A 16,354-nucleotide genomic window follows, 5' to 3' on the forward strand; every position below is an offset into this window, starting at 1 on the left:
GCCGCGTCGTCGGGGTCGCGGCCGTCGACGTGCAGGTCGACCGCGGTGCGCGGCGGCCCGCCTCGCTCACCATCCCGATCTCGGACGACACCTGGGTACAGCGGCGTTTCGAGGGGATGCCGCGGTGGGCTCGCACTCGCTGCGCGTGCGGGCGACCGGGGGCCGTCGGCCAGGTGGAGGTCTCGCCGGCGGGGGCTGCCCGACGGCGCCGCCGGCCTGCACGGGCGCACCGTCACCGTCTCCTGACGAGGCGCCTCGTCCGCCGCCGTTGTATCGCTCGGTTCTGCATCGGCTGTGCACTGCATCCGCTGCGCTCCGCACTCGCAGCGCCGGTGTTCCCGGCGGAGGTCCGCTCCGAGGACACCGGCTGCACGGCTGCACGGCTGCACGGCTGCACCTCTACACGGCTACACGGCTACACGGCTACACGGCTACACGGTTTCGGAACACGTCTCCCCCGGGTGTTACCCCACGACCGGGGCGACCGTCTGGGGCGAGCCGGAACGTATTCGTCTCACGAGACACGGAATGCGCCATTTGAGACGAGACCCGGCACGTGCGATCCAGGCGAGGTGGGGCGTGCGCAACCCACGCGAGGCGGAGCGTGCGCGGCGGCGACGTGCGAGGCGGGTCACGGGCGACCGGGGAGGCGGGTCGCGGTCGACCGGCGAGGCAGGTCGCGGTCGACCGGCGAGGCGGGCCGCCGACGCCGTGCTGCGGTCGAGCCGCTACGCCGACCCCGACGCGTGCGACCGCATCTGCGCGGCCCGCTCCATCATCTGCCGTGAGAGCTGGCCGATCGCGAAGATGTTGCCCTCGCTGTCGCTGAACCACGCGCTGCGCTCGTCGCCGAGGTCGGCGACCCCGTCGACCGTGGTGAGCCCCGGCAGGTCGTAGTCGTGGAACACGACCCCGTGGGTGCGCAGCGCGGTCATGTCCCGGTCGAGGTCGTCGGTCATCAGGTTGAACGCCGTGTTCTTCGCGGTGCCCGCGAAGTCGGTGCGGTACACCATCACGATCGTGCCGCCGACGTCGAAGAGCCCCACGCCCTCCACATCTTCGTACACGGGTTCGCGGCCGAGCACGTCACGCCACCACGTGCGCGCCCGGTCGAGGTCGGACGCCGGCAGGACGGCCGTCGCCAGGAGTTTCTCGAACATGATCTTTCCTCGGTTCTCGGGTCGGCGTCAGTGTACGCCGACCCGAGACCGCCGGCCCCGCGCGGGGAACGACTGGCACGCCGGCCGCGACACCCGGCCGCGACACCCGATGAGCGGATGCCGCGACCGACGTCGCTCACCCGCGACGGGTCGCGTCCTGCACCTCGCCGACGAGCTCCTCGATGATGTCCTCGAGGAAGATCACGCCCGTCGTGGCGCCCTCCTCGTCGAACGCCCTGGCCACATGCGTGCCGAGGCGACGCATGGTCGCAAGGGCGTCCTCGAGATCGGTGCCGTCGAAGATCGAGACCAGCCGGCGCACGCGCTTCGGCGGGATCGGGTCGTCGAACTCGTCGACGCGCAGATCGATGACGTCCTTCAGGTGCACGTAGCCGTCGGGTTCGCCGTCGTCGCCGAGGATGACGTAGCGCGAGTAGCCGTGGCGGGCGACCGCGCGCTCGACGTCGGCCGGCGTCGCCGTGGGCGGCAGGCTCACGAGAGCCGACATCGGCAGCGCGACATCCGTCACCCGCTTGGTCGTGAACTCGAACGCGGCGCTCAGCGTGCCGCTGGCGTCGTCGAGCACGCCCTCGGCGCGCGAACGGTCGACGATCGTCTGCACCTCTTCGAGCGTGTACGTCGAGTTCGCCTCGCTCTTGGGCTCGACGCGGAACAGGCGCAGCACGCCGTTCGCCATCGCGTTCAGCGCCACGATGACGGGGCGGAACACGCGCGCGATGAACACGAGCGGCGGCGCGAGCAGCAGCACCGCGCGATCGGGCAGCGAGAACGAGAGGTTCTTCGGCACCATCTCGCCGAACACGACGTGCAGGTACGACACGAGCACGAGCGTCACGATGAACGCGACCGTCGAGATGACGCCCTCGGGCCAGCCCGTGAGGTGCAGCGGCACCTCGAGCAGGTGGTGGATCGCGGGCTCGGAGACGTTCAGGATCAGCAGCGAGCAGATCGTGATGCCGAGCTGGCTCATCGCGAGCATGAGGGTCGCGTGCTCCATGGCCCAGAGCGCGGTCTTCGCGCTGCGGCTGCCCTGCTCGGCGAGCGGCTCGATCTGCGAGCGCCTGGCCGAGATCACGGCGAACTCGGCACCGACGAAGAACGCGTTGCCGGCCAGCAGCACGACGAGCCAGACGAGTCCCATCCAGTCGTTCATCGGGCCGCCTCCTCGTCGTCGGCCTCGACCGGCACGGGGTCGGGCATGTAGCGGAGCCGGTCGATGCGACGCCCGTCGAGGCGCTGCACGACGAGTGTTCCGCCCTCGATCGCGACCTCGTCGCCGACGACCGGCAGCCGGCCGAGCTCGGAGATGACGTAGCCCGCGACGGTCTCGTAGTCGCCGTTCTCGGGAACGCGGATGCCGGTGCGGTCGACGAGCTCGTCGGGCCTGAGGATGCCGGGGAAGGCCACCGAGTCCTCACGGCGCACGATGCCCGCACGGGTGCGGTCGTGCTCGTCGGCGACCTCGCCCACCAGCTCTTCGACGAGGTCTTCGAGGGTCGCGACGCCGGCGGTTCCGCCGTATTCGTCGACGACGACCGCCATCTGGAACCCGCGGCCGCGCAGCTCGCCGAGCAGCACGTCGAGCGTCATGGTCTCCGGCACGCGCAGCGCCTCGGACTGCAGGGCCGAAGCCGGGACATCCGCCCGCCGCTCGCGGGGGACGGCGACCGCCTGCTTGACGTGCACGAGGCCGACGACGTCGTCGAGGTTCTCGTCGTAGACGGGGAACCTCGAGTAACCCGTCTGGCGGGCGAGTTCGAGCACCGTCTCGGCGCTGTCCTGACGGTGCACGGCCGAGACCGCCGGGCGGGGGGTCATGACGTCGGATGCATCGTGGTCGGCGAACCGCAGGGTCCGGCCGAGCAGCGTGGCGGTGTCCTGCTCGAGCAGGCCCGCGCTCGCCGATCGGCGCACGAGCGAGCTCAGCTCCTCGGCCGAACGTGCGCCCGAGAGCTCCTCCTTCGGCTCGATGCCGATGGCGCGCAGCAGCGCGTTCGCGCTGCCGTTGAGCACCGCGATGGCCGGCCGGAACACCCACGTGAACGCGGTCTGGAACGGCATCACGAGCTTCGCGGTCGCCAGCGGCAGCGCGAGCGCGAAGTTCTTGGGCACGAGCTCGCCGATGACCATCGACAGCAGCGTGGCGACGAGGATCGCCGTCGTGGCGCCCACAGGCCGTACGACGGACTCCGCAAGGCCGAGGGCCGTGAGCGGCCCGCTCAGGAGCGAGGTGATCGCGGGCTCCATCGTGTAGCCGGTGAGCAACGTGGTCAGCGTGATGCCGAGCTGCGCGCTCGAGAGGTGCGTCGAGGTGATCTTCAGCGCCTCGATGGTGAGCGAGAGCCGCGTCTCACCCCGCTCGCGGCGCGCTTCGACGTCGGCGCGATCGAGGTTGACGAGCGCGAACTCGCTCGCGACGAACAAGCCCGTGCCGACCGTGAGGAGCAGTCCGATGCCGAGGAGAACCCACTCAGACATCGCCGCCTCCCCGGTCGATCACGGGCGAGGGTCTGTGGCCGGGATTGGCAGAGGGAGGATCATCCATTGTGCGCGCCAGTATATCGGCGCGAGGCTGCGCGGAGACCGGGAACCCGGTCGCGTGATCGACCCGCAATCAACCGGAAACCGACCGGAGATCACCAGCTCACCGGGAGCGCCTTGCCCTCCTCGTAGCCCGCGGCGGACTGGATGCCGACCCGAGCGCGCTCGCGGAACTCCTCGAGCGTGCGGGCGCCCGCATAGGTGAACGAACTGCGCACCCCCGACGTGATCATGTCGAGCAGGTCCTCGAGCGAGGGCCGCAGCGGATCGAGGTAGATCTTGGACGACGAGATGCCCTCCGCGAACAGCTCCTTGCGTGCCAGCTCGTACGGCGACAGCCGATCGAACCGCTCGCGCACGGCCTTGGTCGAGGCCATGCCCCAGCTCTCCTTGTAGAGGCGGCCGGCGGCATCGTGGGCGAGTCCGCCCGGGGCCTCGATCGTGCCGGCGAACCACGAGCCGATCATGACGGATGCCGCGCCCGCGGCGAGTGCGAGTGCGACGTCGCGCGGGTACCGCACGCCGCCGTCGGCCCAGACCCGCGCGCCGAGCTCGCGCGCCGCCTCGGCGGTCTCGAGCACCGCGGAGAACTGCGGACGGCCGACGGCCGTCATCATGCGCGTCGTGCACATGGCGCCGGGGCCCACGCCGACCTTCAGCACGTCGGCGCCCGCCTCGACGAGGTCGGCGACCGCGTCGGCGGTGACGATGTTGCCCGCCACGATCGGCACGCCGAGGTCGAGGTCGCGCACGATGGACACGGCGCGGAGCATGCCCTCCTGGTGCCCGTGGGCGGTGTCGATGACGAGCATGTCGACGCCGGCTTCGACGAGCGCCTGCGCCTTCGCCGCCACATCGCCGTTGATGCCGACGGCCGCGGCGACCCGGAGGCGGCCGTCGGCGTCGACGTTCGGGCGGTAGATCGTGCCGCGGAGCGCGCTGCGGCGGCTCAGCGTGCCGACCACGCGTCCGTGCTCGAGCACGGGCACGAACTCGAGGCCGGCGTCGACCATGAGGTCGAACGCGCGGCGGGGGGTGTCCACGTCGTCGGCGTCGATCGAGGCGAGGCCGCCGTGCACGAGGTCGCCGAGGCGCGCATCGGCCAATGCCGTCGCCAGGCGTTCGGCGGCGATGCATCCGACGAGCTCACCGGCTGCGTCCTGCAGCACGATGCCGTGGCCGGCCACCGGAGGGAGCACCGCGAGCGCATCGCTCACCGTGGCATCGGGGCTGAAGACGTGCGGGGTGTCGAAGCGCGGCGACTGGGCCTTCGTCCACCGGATGGACTCGGCGAGGTCCTGCAGGTGCAGGTCCTGCGGCAGGACGCCGAGTCCGCCACGCCTCGCCAGCGTCGACGCGAGCCTCGGCCCCGTGATCGAGTTCATGTTCGCGGAGACGATCGGCACCGACGCGCCGGACCCGTCATCGGGGGCGAGCGACACGTCGAGCCGGCTCGTGACCCCCGACCTGCTCGGGACGAGGAAGACGTCGGAGTAGGTGAGATCGTGCGTGGGTTCGGTGCGGTAGAACTCCATGGTCATCACGCTACCCCGGCCGACTGTGGGCAAGCGCTCGGAGAAGGGGTTTAGGCTTGTACAGGCGACCGGATACCCCCGAGTGCGCGACGAGCGCGATCGCCGAGAAATCACATCCAGTATCAACGGAGAGAGTGGGCGATCGGCTGTGTCGAGCCAATTGACCGGGCCAGGGTCTGAAGAGACCACGGCGGGCGAATACGGGGCCAACGAATGGCTCGTCGACGAGATGTACGAGAAGTTCGTCGTCGATCCCGACTCCGTCGACCGTTCGTGGTGGCCCGTGCTCGAGTCGTATCGCGACGCCCGCGGCGCGGCAGCAGACGCCACGCCCGCGAGCCCGGCCCCGTCCGGGAGCGCGCAGCCCGCGGCATCCGCCCCTGAAGCACCCGCGGCGCCGGCGGCAACGACCACGGCACCCGCCGCTCCTGCGGCACCGGCCGCCCCCGCGGCATCCGCCCCGCCGACGACCCCGAACGCGGTCATCGGCCAGGCGCCCGCCGCGCGCACCACGTCCGTGGCCCCCCGGTCGGCGCCGGTCCCGGCCGACGTGCCCGTGACGAGCCCGCAGCAGGTCATCGACGACGGCGAGCGCACCGACGAGGTCGTGCCGTTGAAGGGCATGCCCAAGGCCCTCGCCGCGAACATGGACGCCTCGCTCACCGTGCCGACCGCCACGAGCGTGCGCACCGTGCCGGCGAAGCTCATGATCGACAACCGCATCGTGATCAACAACCACCTGCGCCGCACACGCGGCGGCAAGGTGTCGTTCACGCACCTCATCGGGTGGGCGCTCATCCAGGCGTTGAAGGAATTCCCGAGCCAGAACGTCTTCTACAGCGAGGTCGACGGCAAGCCGAGCCTCGTCCGGCCCGCGCACATCGGCCTCGGCATCGCGATCGACATCCCGAAGCCCGACGGCAGCCGCGCCCTGCTCGTGCCCGCCATCAAGCGCGCCGAGACGATGACGTTCAACGAGTTCCTGAACGCCTACGAAGACCTCGTGGGGCGGGCCCGCAACAACAAGCTCACCGCCGACGACTTCTCGGGCGCGACGATCTCGCTCACGAACCCCGGCGGCATCGGCACCGTGCACTCCGTGCCGCGCCTCATGAAGGGCCAGGGCTGCATCATCGGCGCCGGCGCCCTCGAGTACCCGGCCGAGTTCCAGGGCTCCGCCGAGAAGACGCTCGCCAACCTCGCCATCGGCAAGACGATCACGCTCACCTCGACCTACGACCACCGGGTCATCCAGGGCGCAGGCTCCGGCGAGTTCCTGAAGAAGGTGCACGAGCTGCTCATCGGCCAGCGCGGCTTCTACGAAGACCTGTTCGCGGCCCTCCGCCTGCCGTACGAGCCCATCCACTGGTCGCCCGACATCTCGGTCGACATCGCCAGCGCCATCGACAAGACGGCCCGCGTGCAAGAGCTGATCAACTCCTTCCGCGTGCGCGGCCACATGATGGCCGACACCGACCCGCTCGAGTACCAGCAGCGCTCGCACCCCGACCTGAACATCGAGAGCCACGGGCTCACGTTCTGGGACCTCGACCGCGAGTTCGTCACGGGCGGCTTCGGCAACACCCGCACCGCGCTGCTCCGCGACATCCTGGGCGTGCTCCGCGACTCCTACTGCCGCACCATCGGCATCGAGTACATGCACATCCAGGACCCCGACCAGCGTCGGTGGATCCAGGAGCAGGTCGAGCGCAAGTACGAGAAGCCGACCCACGACGAGCAGATGCGCATCCTCGGCAAGCTCAACGAGGCCGAGGCGTTCGAGACCTTCCTGCAGACCAAGTACGTCGGCCAGAAGCGCTTCAGCCTCGAGGGCGGCGAGTCCGTCATCGCGCTGCTCGACGAGATCCTGCAGGGCGCCGCGAAGGAGAACCTCGACGAGGTCGCCATCGGCATGGCCCACCGCGGTCGTCTCAACGTGCTCACGAACATCGCCGGCAAGACCTACGGTCAGGTCTTCCGCGAGTTCGAGGGCACCACGTCGGGCCAGGGATCGGGCGACGTCAAGTACCACCTCGGCACCGAGGGCACCTTCACGGCCGACGACGGAGCACAGATCCCCGTCTCGCTCGCCGCGAACCCGTCGCACCTCGAGGCCGTCGACGGCGTGCTCGAGGGCATCGTCCGCGCCAAGCAGGACCGCAAGCCCATCGGCACCTTCTCGACCCTGCCGATCCTCATCCACGGCGATGCGGCCATGGCCGGTCAGGGCGTCGTGATCGAGACCATGCAGATGTCGCAGCTGCGCGGCTACCGCACGGGCGGCACGATCCACGTCAACATCAACAACCAGGTCGGGTTCACCACCGTGCCGGGCGATGCACGGTCCTCGATCTACTCGACCGACGTCGCGAAGGCGATCCAGGCGCCCATCTTCCACGTGAACGGCGACGACCCCGAGGCCGTGGTGCGCGTCGCGGAGCTCGCGTTCCGGTACCGCCAGGAGTTCGAGCGCGACGTGGTCATCGACCTCGTCTGCTACCGCCGGCGCGGGCACAACGAGGGCGACGACCCCTCGATGACCCAGCCGCTCATGTACAACCTCATCGAGGCCAAGCGCTCGGTGCGAAAGCTCTACACCGAGGCGCTCGTCGGTCGCGGCGACATCACCGAGGCCGAGTACGAGGAGTCGCACCGCGACTTCCAGGACCGCCTCGAGCGGGCGTTCGCCGAGACCCACGCGGCCCAGACCGGCGCGATCCCGATCGTCGGCGCGACCGAGTCGATCGACCACGAGGGCCCCGCCACGGGCGAGCTCGCCGTCACGGGCGTCTCCACCGAGGTCGTGCAGGCCATCGGCGACGCCTTCGGCAACAAGCCGTCGGGTTTCACGGTGCACCCGAAGATCCAGCAGCTGCTCACCAAGCGCGTCGACATGAGCCGCAACGGCAAGATCGACTGGGGTTTCGGCGAGCTGCTCGCACTCGGCTCGCTGCTCATCGAGGGCACCCCGGTGCGCTTCGCCGGCCAAGACGCGCGGCGCGGCACCTTCGTGCAGCGCCACGCGGTGCTGCACGACCGCGCGAACGGCCAGGAATGGCTGCCGCTGCAGAACCTCTCCGAGAACCAGGCCCGCTTCTGGATCTACGACTCGCTGCTCTCCGAGTACGCGGCGATGGGCTTCGAGTACGGCTACTCGGTCGAACGCGCCGACGCGCTCGTGCTCTGGGAGGCGCAGTTCGGCGATTTCGCCAACGGCGCGCAGACCATCATCGACGAGTTCATCTCCTCGGCCGAGCAGAAGTGGGGCCAGCGCTCGAGCGTCGTGCTGCTGCTGCCGCACGGCTACGAGGGCCAGGGGCCCGACCACTCGAGCGCCCGCATCGAGCGCTACCTGCAGATGTGCGCCGAGAACAACATGACCGTCGCGCGTCCGTCCACGCCCGCGTCGTACTTCCACCTGCTGCGCCGCCAGGCGTACGCGCGCCCCCGGCGCCCGCTGGTGGTCTTCACGCCCAAGGCGATGCTGCGCCTCCGCGGTGCGACCAGCGAGGTCGCCGACTTCACGAACGGCCGGTTCGAGCCCGTCATCGACGACGCCCGCATCACCGACAAGGCGGCCGTGAGGCGCATCGTGTTCGTGTCGGGCAAGATCTACTACGACCTGCTCGCCGAGCTCGACAAGAACCCGAACCCCGAGGTCGCCCTCGTACGCCTCGAGCAGCTCTACCCCCTCCCCGTCGAAGAGCTGAAGAACGTGGCCTACAGCTACCCGAACGCCGAGTTCGTCTGGGCTCAGGACGAGCCCGAGAACCAGGGCGTGTGGCCGTACTTCATCGTCGAGACGAACAAGCTCGGCGATCGCCCGGTGCGCGTCGTCTCCCGCTCCGCGTCGGCCTCGCCGGCGACCGGTTCGGCGAAGCGCCACGCCGCCGAGCAGGCCGACCTCGTACGCCGCGCGCTGACGCTCTAGTCACGACCGAACAGCACTGAAGAGAGCGGATGCCACGTGGCATCCGCTCTCTTCGTCGTTCTCGCCCGCGCCGGCGCCAGCACCGGTGCCCTCAGCGCCCGCGCCTGCCGCGCCTCCCCCACCGCGCCTCCCCCACCGCGAATCGGCGCCCGAGTGCGGGATCGGTGGGACCGTTCGCGCACTCCGACGCCGATTCGGCACTCGGGCGGGCCGGCCGCGGGTCAGCCGCGGTGCTCGGGCACGAGACGGGGCTCGTCGGTCGCGGCATCCGCCTCGAGCTCGGCCGCGACCTGCGCGCGCGACGGCTCCCGGCCGCCCGTGCGCCACAGCTTCGACGGCCACCAGATGACGCGGCCGAGATCGTACGAGAGCGCCGGCACGAGCAGCGAGCGCACGAGGAACGTGTCGAGCAGCACGCCGAACGCCACGATGAACGCCAACTGGGCGAGGAACAGGATCGGCAGCACGCCGAGCGCCGCGAACGTCGCAGCGAGCACCAGTCCGGCCGATGTGATGACGCCACCGGTGACGACGAGGCCGCGGAGCACCCCCTCGCGGGTGCCGTGCTTCAGGCTCTCCTCACGCACTCGGGTCATGAGGAAGATGTTGTAGTCCACGCCGAGCGCGACGAGGAACACGAACCCGAACAGCGGCACCACCGGGTCGGCTCCCGCGAAGTCGAACACCTGGTCGAACACGATCGCCGAGACGCCGAGCGCCGCCGCGAACGAGAGCACGACCGTGGCGATGAGCAGCAGCGGGGCGACGATCGCCCGGAGCAGCAGCATCAGGATCAGCAGGATCACGCCGAGCACGAGCGGGATGATCAGGTTGCGGTCGTGGATCGAGGCGACCTTCGTGTCGAGCGCGACCGCCGTCACCCCGCCGACCAGCACCGGCTGGTCGGTCGTCGACACCTTGGCGAGCCCGTCGCGCAGGTCGAGGATCACCGCCTCGGCCTCGTCGGAGTCGCTCGCGGCGTCGAGCGTGGCGTTCAACTCGACGAGGCCGTCGACCACGGTCGGCTCGCCCGCCGGCGTGCCGGGAGGGCCGAGCGGCTGGATGCCGTCGTCGGTCACGGGGAGGGAGCCGCTCGGCGAATCCTCCGAGACGACCGAGAGCGAGTCCACGCCGTCGGTGGCGAGCACCACGGCGGCGACCGCGTCGAGGTCCTGCTCGGGCGCGATGATCACCGCGGGCGTGCCGGAGCCGCCGGGGAAGTGCTCGCTCAGCATCGCCTGACCGTCGCGCGCCTGCGACTGGCCCAGCACGAACTCGCTCGACGGCACGCCGTCGGCCTTCAGCTGCGTGATGCCGAGCGCCATGACGGCCAGGAGCAGGGTCGACACGATCCAGGTGACGCGCGGCCGCCTGGCGACGAGCCGCGCGACCTTGGGCCAGACGCCGCGCCGCGCGACGACGTCGTCGGCCTCGACATGCGCGGCGACCTTCGGGCGCACGGGCCAGAACGCCGCCCGTCCGGCCCAGAACATGAGCGCGGGCAGCAGGGTCAGCGAGGTGAGCAGGGCGAACACGATGCCGATCGCCGAGACCGGTCCGAGCAGCTTGTTCGAGCCGAGGTCGCTCGCGAGCAGCATGAGCAGCCCGGCGATGACCGTGCCGGCGGAGGCCACGATCGGCTCCCACGATCCGCGCAGCGCGGCCCACGTGGCATCCCACTTGCCCTCGTTGGCGTGCAGCGCCTCCCGATACCGCGCGATGTACAGCAGCGAGTAGTCGGTCGCGGCGCCGATGACGAGGATGAAGAGGATCCCCTGCGTCTGCCCGTTGAGCACGAGCACGTCGGCCTTCGCGAGCGAGACCACCACGAGCACCGAGGCGCACAGCGCCGTCAGGCTCGTGCCGAGCACGATGAACGGCAGCAGCGGCGAGCGGTAGACGATCACGAGGATCAGGAACACGGCACCGAACGCGACGAGCAGCAGCAATCCGTCGATGCCCGCGAAGGCCGCCCCGAGATCGGTCGTGAATCCGGCCGGGCCGGTCACGGCCCCCTCGAGCCCGTCGACGGAGGTCTCTGCGACGCGATCGCGCAGCTCGCCGACGACCTCCTTGGTCTCGGCGTCGGCGTCGATCTGCACGAAGATCTCGGCGGCCTCGCCGTCCTCGGATTCGACCGCGGGCGACACCCCGTCGGCGAGCACGCCGTCGACGGCGGCGAAGGCCTCCGCATCGGCGCCGATGGCGGCGACATCCGCGTCGGTCAGCCCGCCGTCGCGCGCGTAGACCACGATGGCGGGGATCGACTCGTCGCCGCGGAACCCGGCCTGCAGCTCCTGCACCTCGGCCGACTGCGACGAGGCCGGCAGGAACTGCGCCTGGTCGTTCTCGACGACGTCGCTGAGCGTGCCGAACGACGCGCCGCCGGCGCCGAATGCGGCGAACCAGACGAGGATCAGTGCGGCCGGGATGAGCACCCGCAGCCAGGTGGGAACGGAGCGGTGCCGAGCAGGGCTTGGGGTGGGGGCGTCGGAGTTCATCGGTCTCGACGCTACGCTCGCGGCGCCGACCGGGCGTCCGTCGAACGGTTGAAGCTCAGGTGCGCCGTCGCCGGCTCACCCGCGATCAGACGATCGTGGTCGTGTGGCCGGCCTGGACGGTGCGGATCTGGGTCAGCACGAGCAGGCGCAGCTGGTCGGGCGCCGTCTCCTTGCAGGCGCGCTGCATGACCTCGGTGATCGCGACGCCGACGCGCACCTCGTTCTGGCAGTCGGCGCAGTTCTCGACATGCGAGCGGATGTCTGCGGCATCCGCACTGGCCAGTTCGTGGTGGAGGTACTCCTCGAGCTCGGCTCGGGCCTTCTCGCAGCCGCAGTCGTTCATTTGGGGCTCCTCGGCGATTTCTGCCTCTTGGGGGTGGATGCCGACCCCGCTGCGGCGATGCCCTGCTCGCGCGCATAGTCGGCGAGGGACTCGCGGAGCAGCCGCCTGCCACGGTGCAGACGGCTCATCACGGTCCCGATGGGGGTGTTCATCATGTCGGCGATCTCTTGATAGGAGAAGCCCTCGACGTCGGCGAAGTAGACCGCCAGGCGGAAGTCTTCGGGCAGCGCCTGCAAGGCGTCCTTCACGGCGCTGTCGGGCAGGTGGTCGATCGCCTCGGCCTCCGCCGAACGGCTCGCCCGGGCCGTGGTCGACTCGGCCCCGCCGAGCTGCCAGTCCTCCAGCTCGTCGATCGTGCCCTGATACGGCTCGCGCTGCTTCTTGCGATACGTGTTGATGAAGGTGTTCGTGAGGATGCGGTACAGCCACGCCTTGAGGTTCGTGCCCTGGGTGAACTGGCCGAATGCCGCGTAGGCCTTGGCGAACGTCTCTTGAACGAGGTCTTGCGCGTCGGCCGGGTTCTTCGTCATGCGGAGGGCCGCCGCGTACAGCTGGTCGAGGAAGGGCAGCGCCTGTTCCTCGAACAGCTCTCCCTGCGTGCGCTCGGCGTCGGGTGCAGCGGCGATCTCATCGGCAGTCATCAGTGGCCATCCTAGGCCGTCGGCCTTGGACGCCACCCGGCGGCGGCGGGGTACGGTGATGCTCGCCGCCCTGCTGCTCGATGGGATGCTGCTCGACGTCGTGGTGCCCGACGTATGGGGACGCAACTCGGTGACCGGCACGCGCATCGACTCCTTCCGCGTTCTCGAACGCTACTGTTGGTAACCGATGCAGATCTCGAAGTATTCCGCGCCCGAGTTCGACCCGTACGGCGACAACCGCCAGACGGAGCCCGACGCCGGCTGGCGTGCGCCCGTGGCCGACGCGCCCCTCGATTCCGTGCTCGCGATCCCCGGCTCGAAGTCGCTGACGAACCGCGAACTCGTGCTCGCAGCGCTCGCCGACGGGCCGTCGACGCTGCACGCGCCGCTCTGGTCGCGCGACAGCGAGCTCATGATCGACGCACTGCGCGCCCTCGGCACGCGATTCGAGCGGATGCCGGCAACGGGCGGTTTCGGCGATGACCTGCGTGTGCTCCCCGCCGACGAACTGCTCGGCTCGACGACCATCGACTGCGGACTGGCCGGCACGGTCATGCGCTTCGTGCCGCCCGTCGCGGCGCTCGCGCTCGGGCCGACGACCTTCGACGGCGACGAGGCGGCACGACGCCGCCCCATGGGCGGATCGATCGATGGCCTGCGCGCACTCGGCGTCGACCTCGACGACGACCGGCGCGGGGCGCTTCCCTTCACCGTGCACGGCACCGGTCGCGTCGAGGGCGGGGTCGTCGAACTCGACGCCTCGGCCTCGAGCCAGTTCGTCTCGGGCCTGCTGCTCTCGGCCGCCCGTTTCGAGCGCGGTCTCGACCTGCGCCACACCGGCAAGCGCCTGCCGAGCCTGCCGCACATCGAGATGACCATTGAAACGCTCCGCCAGCGCGGCATCGAGGTCTCCTCGCCCGAGGTCGGGCGCTGGGTGGTCGAGCCGGGCCCGATCCGGGCCATCGACGTGCACGTCGAACCCGACCTCTCGAACGCGGCCCCGTTCCTCGTCGCGGCCGTGGTCGCAGGCGGGCGGGTCACCATCACCGGCTGGCCAGAGGCCACGACGCAGGTCGGCGCACAGCTCGAGCAGCTGCTCCCCCGCTTCGGAGCCCGTGTCGAGCGCGACGGCGACCGGCTCACCGTGCACGCACCCGAGGCGACGGCAGGCGGCGGTCGCGGCATCCGCGGTGCAGATCTCGACCTCTCCGAGGCCGGCGAGCTCGTGCCCAACCTCGTCGCGCTCGCGGCGTTCGCCGACGGGCCGAGCACGTTCACGGGCATCGGCCACATCCGCCACCACGAGACCGACCGCCTCGCCGCGCTCGTCGCCGAGATCAACGGGCTCGGCGGCGACGTCCGCGAACTCGAAGACGGCCTGCAGGTCGTGCCCGCGCCGCTGCACGGCGGCGCCTGGCGGGCCTACGCCGATCACCGCATGGCCACGACAGGCGCCATCGTCGGCCTGGCGGTCGACGGTGTCGTCATCGACGACATCGGCTCCACGAGCAAGACGCTTCCTCAGTTCACCGCGCTCTGGGAGCAGATGCTCGCATGACCTGGTGGGACGCCGACGACGAAGACGACGAAGACGAGTTCGACGAGTCGAGTGTGCGCGTGCGTCCCAATCGGCGAGGCAGCCGGCCGCGCACCAAGGTGCGCCCCGAGCACGCCGATGCCGTCGAGGGCGTCGTCATGGGCGTCGACCGGGGCCGCTACACGGTGCTCGTCGATGAGGACGGCGACGACGAGCACACGATCACGGCCGCCAGGGCGAGCGAACTGCGCCGCAAGTCCGTCGTCACGGGCGACCACGTCGACCTCGTCGGCGACACCACCGGCGAGCCCGGAACGCTCTCGCGCATCGTGCGCGTCCGCGAACGCAGCACGCTGCTGCGCCGCAGCGCCGACGACACCGACGAGGTCGAGCGCGTCATCGTCGCCAACGCCGACCAGATGCTCATCGTCGTCGCCGCGGCGAACCCCGAGCCGCGCATCCGCCTCGTCGACCGCTACCTCGTCGCCGCGTTCGATGCGCGCATCCAGCCCATCCTCTGCATCACGAAGACCGACCTCGCCGACCCGTCCGAGTTCCTCGAGAACTTCGCGGGCCTCGACCTGCCCGTCGTCCGCTCCCGCTCCGACGAGATGCCGATCGACCTGATCACCGCCGAGCTCATCGGCCACCGCACGGTGTTCGTCGGGCACTCGGGCGTCGGCAAGTCCACGCTCGTGAACGCCCTCGTGCCCGACGCCCATCGGGCCACGGGCGTCGTGAACACCGTCACCGGCCGCGGCCGCCACACCTCATCGTCGACGGTGTCGCTGCGCCTCGAGACGCCCGCCGGCCGAGGCTGGGTCATCGACACGCCGGGCGTGCGCTCGTTCGGACTCGGGCACGTCGACCCCGCGAACATCCTCGGCGCGTTCAGCGACCTCGCGCGCATCGCCGAGAACTGCCCGCGCGGCTGCACGCACCTGCCCGACGCGCCCGACTGCGCGATCGTCGAGGCCGTGCAGGCCGGCGAGCTCGGCGACACCGGCCGCGCACGCCTCGACTCGCTGCAGCGCCTGCTCGAGACCTTCCGCTGAGTCGGCGCTGCCGCGTGCGGGGGCGGCCGGCTCGCGGCATCCGTGCATCGAAGCTGCCTACCATTGAGGTATGACCGATGCACGACTCGCCCCCGGCGACCTCGCACCCGACTTCACCCTGAACGACCAGCACGGCGAGCCGATCACGCTCTCGCAGCTGCGCGGCTCGCGGGTGGTGCTCTACTTCTACCCCGAGGCGATGACCCCGGGCTGCACCACCGAGGCCTGCGACTTCCGCGACAACCTCAACTCCTTCGCCTCGGCCGGGGTGAAGGTCGTCGGCGTCTCGAAGGACGCCGTCGAGAAGCTCGCGCGCTTCGCCGAGCGCGACGACCTGAACTACACCCTGCTCTCCGACGAGGACCACGCCGTGCAGGAGCGCTACGGCACCTGGGGCGAGAAGCTGAACTACGGCAAGACCATCGTGGGCAGCATCCGCTCGACCTTCGTGATCGGCGCCGACGGCGTCATCGAACGCGCCTGGTACAACGTCAAGGCCACCGGGCACGTGGCGCGCGTTCGGCGCGACCTCGGCCTCGACGGCTGACGGCCGACCCGCACGACCTTCTGGACGGGCATCCGCGACGCTCACGCGCCGTGCGGTGCCCGTTCCTCGTCGGCGCGGCCCGCGTACGCGATGCGCACGGGAGCCCACAGCAGCAGCCCGATGACCGTGATCGCGGGCACGAGCAGCACCCACCCGACGTCGGGCCGTGCGAACAGACCTTGGAACGCGCCGACGGCGATCGAGACCTGCAGCACCTGCCAGACGATGGCCGACGCGCGCGCCCACGATGCCCGCCGCAGCGAGCCGATCGCCACCGCGACGACCCAGATGGCGGCGACGAGCACGAGCACGAGCAGCGCGATCGCGGTGGCATACGACGACGGCTCGATCGTCAGCAGGTCGACCACGAGCCAGACCACGACGGCGATGAGCGCGAGCGCCTCGAGCACGAGCACGATCGAGACCGTCACGAGCGCCGCACGCACGCCGCCGACGGATGCCTCGGGCGGAATGTTCCGGCGGTCGTCGTCGGTATTCACAGCGTTATCCCATTCACGGCTATTGATTCGATCCCTCTGCTA

General features: G+C 70.5%; 13 protein-coding genes. 5 read left to right on the forward strand and 8 right to left on the reverse strand.

The window, feature by feature from the left end; translation table 11 throughout:
• Positions 1 to 728: 728 nt before the first annotated feature.
• From AC3IPY_RS13260 to guaB1, 4 genes are all read right to left on the reverse strand, one after another.
• On the reverse strand, positions 729 to 1,160 hold the full coding sequence (locus tag AC3IPY_RS13260; RefSeq protein ID WP_489184743.1) for a VOC family protein: 432 nt from the start codon (positions 1,158 to 1,160) through the stop codon (positions 729 to 731).
• Positions 1,161 to 1,296: 136 nt separating this feature from the next.
• Positions 1,297 to 2,334, reverse strand: a complete 1,038-nt coding sequence (locus AC3IPY_RS13265; RefSeq protein ID WP_489184744.1) for a hemolysin family protein — start codon at positions 2,332 to 2,334, stop codon at positions 1,297 to 1,299.
• A complete protein-coding gene (locus AC3IPY_RS13270) occupies positions 2,331 to 3,659 on the reverse strand; it encodes a hemolysin family protein (RefSeq protein WP_489184745.1) in 1,329 nt (442 codons plus the stop codon). Before AC3IPY_RS13270 ends, AC3IPY_RS13265 begins: the two co-directional genes overlap by 4 nt.
• A gap of 158 nt (positions 3,660 to 3,817) precedes the next feature.
• The gene (guaB1, locus tag AC3IPY_RS13275; protein ID WP_489184746.1) at positions 3,818 to 5,257 is read right to left on the reverse strand and encodes a GMP reductase; all 1,440 of its coding nucleotides are present in this window, start codon (positions 5,255 to 5,257) and stop codon (positions 3,818 to 3,820) included.
• Between the two features lie 148 nt (positions 5,258 to 5,405).
• On the opposite strand from guaB1, the gene AC3IPY_RS13280 reads away from it, so the two are divergent.
• A complete protein-coding gene (locus AC3IPY_RS13280; protein ID WP_489184747.1) occupies positions 5,406 to 9,188 on the forward strand; it encodes a multifunctional oxoglutarate decarboxylase/oxoglutarate dehydrogenase thiamine pyrophosphate-binding subunit/dihydrolipoyllysine-residue succinyltransferase subunit in 3,783 nt (1,260 codons plus the stop codon).
• 221 nt (positions 9,189 to 9,409) lie between these two features.
• Here the strand turns inward: AC3IPY_RS13280 and AC3IPY_RS13285 are convergent, their stop codons facing one another.
• The 3 genes from AC3IPY_RS13285 to AC3IPY_RS13295 form a co-directional block, all read right to left on the reverse strand.
• A complete protein-coding gene (locus AC3IPY_RS13285) occupies positions 9,410 to 11,689 on the reverse strand; it encodes an MMPL family transporter (RefSeq protein WP_489184748.1) in 2,280 nt (759 codons plus the stop codon).
• Positions 11,690 to 11,774: 85 nt separating this feature from the next.
• A complete protein-coding gene (locus AC3IPY_RS13290) occupies positions 11,775 to 12,032 on the reverse strand; it encodes a zf-HC2 domain-containing protein (protein WP_489184749.1) in 258 nt (85 codons plus the stop codon).
• Positions 12,029 to 12,673, reverse strand: coding sequence for a sigma-70 family RNA polymerase sigma factor (locus AC3IPY_RS13295; protein ID WP_489184750.1), 645 nt, complete (start codon positions 12,671 to 12,673; stop codon positions 12,029 to 12,031). The genes AC3IPY_RS13290 and AC3IPY_RS13295 overlap by 4 nt, the downstream gene beginning before the upstream one ends.
• Before the next feature lie 25 nt (positions 12,674 to 12,698).
• Here AC3IPY_RS13295 and AC3IPY_RS13300 point away from each other — a divergent pair, with 25 nt between their 5' ends.
• The 4 genes from AC3IPY_RS13300 to bcp all read left to right on the forward strand — a co-directional run bounded on the left by AC3IPY_RS13300 (position 12,699) and on the right by bcp (position 15,812).
• On the forward strand, positions 12,699 to 12,857 hold the full coding sequence (locus AC3IPY_RS13300; protein ID WP_489184751.1) for a hypothetical protein: 159 nt from the start codon (positions 12,699 to 12,701) through the stop codon (positions 12,855 to 12,857).
• Between the two features lie 3 nt (positions 12,858 to 12,860).
• Positions 12,861 to 14,231, forward strand: a complete 1,371-nt coding sequence (gene aroA, locus AC3IPY_RS13305) for a 3-phosphoshikimate 1-carboxyvinyltransferase (RefSeq protein ID WP_489184752.1) — start codon at positions 12,861 to 12,863, stop codon at positions 14,229 to 14,231.
• The gene (rsgA, locus tag AC3IPY_RS13310) at positions 14,228 to 15,265 is read left to right on the forward strand and encodes a ribosome small subunit-dependent GTPase A (protein WP_489184753.1); all 1,038 of its coding nucleotides are present in this window, start codon (positions 14,228 to 14,230) and stop codon (positions 15,263 to 15,265) included. The genes aroA and rsgA overlap by 4 nt, the downstream gene beginning before the upstream one ends.
• Before the next feature lie 70 nt (positions 15,266 to 15,335).
• A complete protein-coding gene (gene bcp, locus AC3IPY_RS13315; RefSeq protein WP_489184754.1) occupies positions 15,336 to 15,812 on the forward strand; it encodes a thioredoxin-dependent thiol peroxidase in 477 nt (158 codons plus the stop codon).
• Positions 15,813 to 15,853: 41 nt separating this feature from the next.
• On the opposite strand, the gene AC3IPY_RS13320 is transcribed toward bcp, so the two are convergent.
• Positions 15,854 to 16,312 carry a hypothetical protein gene (locus AC3IPY_RS13320; RefSeq protein WP_489184755.1) on the reverse strand — a complete coding sequence of 153 codons (459 nt, stop codon included), beginning with the start codon at positions 16,310 to 16,312 and terminating at the stop codon, positions 15,854 to 15,856.
• Positions 16,313 to 16,354 lie beyond the last annotated feature (42 nt).

It is taken from the genome of Agromyces sp. GL_144, assembly GCF_057834305.1.